This window comes from Mycobacterium sp., from assembly GCF_035653355.1.
Taxonomy (GTDB): Bacteria; Actinomycetota; Actinomycetes; order Mycobacteriales; family Mycobacteriaceae; genus Mycobacterium.
The window spans coordinates 1-2,857 of the sequence record NZ_DASRBZ010000555.1 but is presented as its reverse complement, the minus strand read 5'-3'; the positions used below and the strand labels follow the sequence as shown (position 1 = coordinate 2,857).

At 65.4% G+C, this 2,857-nt stretch carries 3 protein-coding genes; 2 read left to right on the top strand and 1 reads right to left on the bottom strand.

All coding sequences use genetic code 11. From position 1 onward, the window contains the following. Positions 1-166 precede the first annotated feature (166 nt). On the bottom strand, positions 167-1,474 hold the full coding sequence (locus VFA16_RS19025) for an MFS transporter (RefSeq protein ID WP_324969310.1): 1,308 nt from the start codon (positions 1,472-1,474) through the stop codon (positions 167-169). 542 nt (positions 1,475-2,016) lie between these two features. Here VFA16_RS19025 and VFA16_RS19020 point away from each other — a divergent pair. Beyond that, positions 2,017-2,250, top strand: coding sequence for an AbrB/MazE/SpoVT family DNA-binding domain-containing protein (locus tag VFA16_RS19020; RefSeq protein WP_324969309.1), 234 nt, complete (start codon positions 2,017-2,019; stop codon positions 2,248-2,250). Beyond that, positions 2,250-2,678, top strand: coding sequence for a hypothetical protein (locus tag VFA16_RS19015; protein WP_324969308.1), 429 nt, complete (start codon positions 2,250-2,252; stop codon positions 2,676-2,678). The genes VFA16_RS19020 and VFA16_RS19015 overlap by 1 nt, the downstream gene beginning before the upstream one ends. Positions 2,679-2,857 lie beyond the last annotated feature (179 nt).

Sequence of the window (2,857 nt, the reverse complement as noted above, 5' to 3'; positions counted from 1 at the left end):
CGAGGCGCTCACATCCCGGAGGGTAGTAATTCTGGCCTCGCGGGTAGCTGCCGGTGGCGTGCGACGGGCCCGTTCCCATATCGACATCGGTAGGCGTCCGATTCGGCCCGATCGACCTACCTGAGCGGATGGGCGAGCAGGGACTTGGTCATCGTGCCCACCATTGTCAAGCGGCCCCCTCCACCGGAACCCCGACTGCGCCTTCGCGCGGAAGTGCGAGGTAGGCGTAGCAACCTGCCAAGCCGATCAGGACTCCGGCGCCCGCGAAGATGGCATCTATGGGACCTAAGTGCATACCGCCCACGCTGCCCCTGAAGTTGTGCAGCGCAGTGCTGGCCAGCCAGCCTGCGATCACAACCGACAGCATCGAAGCAAGTTCGTTGATCGGGTTGAAGACAGCGACGACGCGGCCCAGCATCTCAGGCGGTGCCGCCCGCAGCAACAGCGGCGTAATCGCCGTGTTCATCATGGCAACCGGGATCGCTAGCAACATCAGCACGACGATGCCCGGAGCGAAGACCGTCTGTCGGGAGTACAAGCAAACGAACCCGCCGGAGACGATCAGGCCGGACCAGGTGGCTGTCCGCGCTCCAACCCAACGGACAACCCGGCCTGCCAGCAGGGCGCCGATGACGGCGCCAGCACCGAACGCCATGGAGAGAAGCCCGTACTCGTGGGCCGACGCGTGCAAGTTCTCGGTAGTGAAGAACACGTTCAGTGTGTTCAGCGCCCCCGTGCCGCCTTGGGCGATGACTGCGACGGTTAGCAGTGAGACGAGTATCCGGCTCCTAGCGAAGTAGTGGAGGCCCACCACGAATTCCCGCCGTAGCGCAGCTGGGCCAGAACGCGTCGCCGCTCGTTGGCGCCCCGGCACCGGTACAGACCGGATCACGAAGTACGACCATACGTAGGACAACGCATTCAGCAGCATCGCCCAGTGCACCCCGAAGCCAAACAGCAAGGGGGCCGCCAGGGGCGGGCCGATGATGGCGGCGACGGCGGTGGTCGCTTGGCCGATACCGGCGGCGCGGGCCCGGTCGACGTCCCCCGGAACAATCTCACCGATGGTGGCAAACCGGGCTGGTGAGAAGAACTGGCCGACCGCGTTGACTGCGAAGACAATCGCATACACACACGCCAGCAACACTCCAGTGGGCAGATCCCGGGCCGGGACAATCGACAGCGCCAACAGCACGACGACCAGCCCCGCCCGGATCAGTTCGGAGTGGAGCATCGTCAGCTTCCGGTTCCACCTGTCCACGAACACTCCGGCGACCGGCCCTACGATCAGGGTCGCTGACCCGACTGATAGCAGCACACCGCTGACCGCGGCTGGCGCCCACGATCGGCCCCTAGCCAACACAGTGGCAATCCACAGAACGAGTGTCGTGTCGAAGACGTAGTCGCCGACAGTGGATACCGCCTGCCCGTACCAGAGGCGGGCGTAATTCCGGTTGATGAGGTACCTGCCCATATCGGCTATCAGACCCGCTCGTAGGGGTGACGGACAAGACAGAACGTCCCGTCGCCTGGAATCAGGACCACACGAGCACCTCGCGTCTTGTGCCGTCGGAGGCGCCACCACACCCGAGGCGCCAGATCGGCCAGTCGCACCCCCACGGACATGTCGGGACAATAGGCGTCCCGCGCGGACCAGACTCACCAGTGCACGCAGGGGTGCCAGTTACCGGTTCACGATCATTGTCTCGGAACTGCGACGCGAAGAACAGCCCCTCCACCGCACCTATCGGCACGGCAAGCACGCAATAGGTCCGAGTCGGCAGTGGACCCCTTGGATGATGCCGTCGTCCTTGCCGGAGCGCGCTTGATCGACGGCTCGGGGGCGGGGTTGGTGGCCACCCGCGCCGGCCCCTATCGACACCGTGGGTCTCGACCAGGCAACTCGGCGCGGCCTGCCGCCTCACCTGTCGGGTGCGCACGCAGCCGAGACGGTGCGGTGCATCCGCTGTCCGCCGATACTTGGTAGGATCAGCGAATCACCAAATGGAGGATTGAGTGGCCAAGACCGAGACGTTCAAGGTGTCGACCTCCGGACAGATGTCGCTCCCCGCGGCAGTGCGGCACAGATGGCAGCTCGACGACGGCGGCTTCGTCGAGGTGATCGACCTGGGGTTTGGAGTGCTCACCGTTCCGGTGGGCGAAGCGGGTCGCCTCCTGGATCGCGTGGTGCCCGCCGAAGACCACTATGCCGCGGTGGCGGCCGAGGACGATCCCGACCTGGTGAGCTAGTGACCGTCCTACTGGACGACCATCTGCTCCGAGACTGGATGGTCGGTCCCGACCGGGCGCTGCGCCGAGCCGTCGGTAACCACGATCGGGCAACCACAAACCTGTGGTACGCCCGGCTGTGCAAGAGCGCGGCCGGCTCGAGGGCCGGCGCGCTCCTCGGCAGCTGGGAGCCGGCGGAACGCCAGGCGATTGTCGCAAGTCTGGTGGCACTGCCCGAAGACTTCGTCATCGTCCCGATGCGTGAACTCGCCTGGCGTATGGGAGTGCTGGTAGCCGAGCACTCCGGTCTGTCTACCCTCGGCTCTGAAGCCGTCGCCGCAGCCATAGCGCTCAGCGCCTTCCTGCTCGTGTCAGAGCGAGACGACAGTCCCGGAGTCCGCGGGGCCTGCAGGGCAAGACAGGTCAACTATCGAACGCTGCCTCGCTGACAGTCGTCGAGAGCCCTCGCGAAGATGCCACGGGTCGGGGTGGCGTCCAGTCCGCGGTGTAAATAGACGACGGGCGTAGGTTCCTTTCAGAGCCTGACAAGCACAGAAAGGAAACCCACACCCGTGTCCCCACGAGTATCCCCCCTGGAGCGCATCCGCGCCGACATAGACGCCGCCTT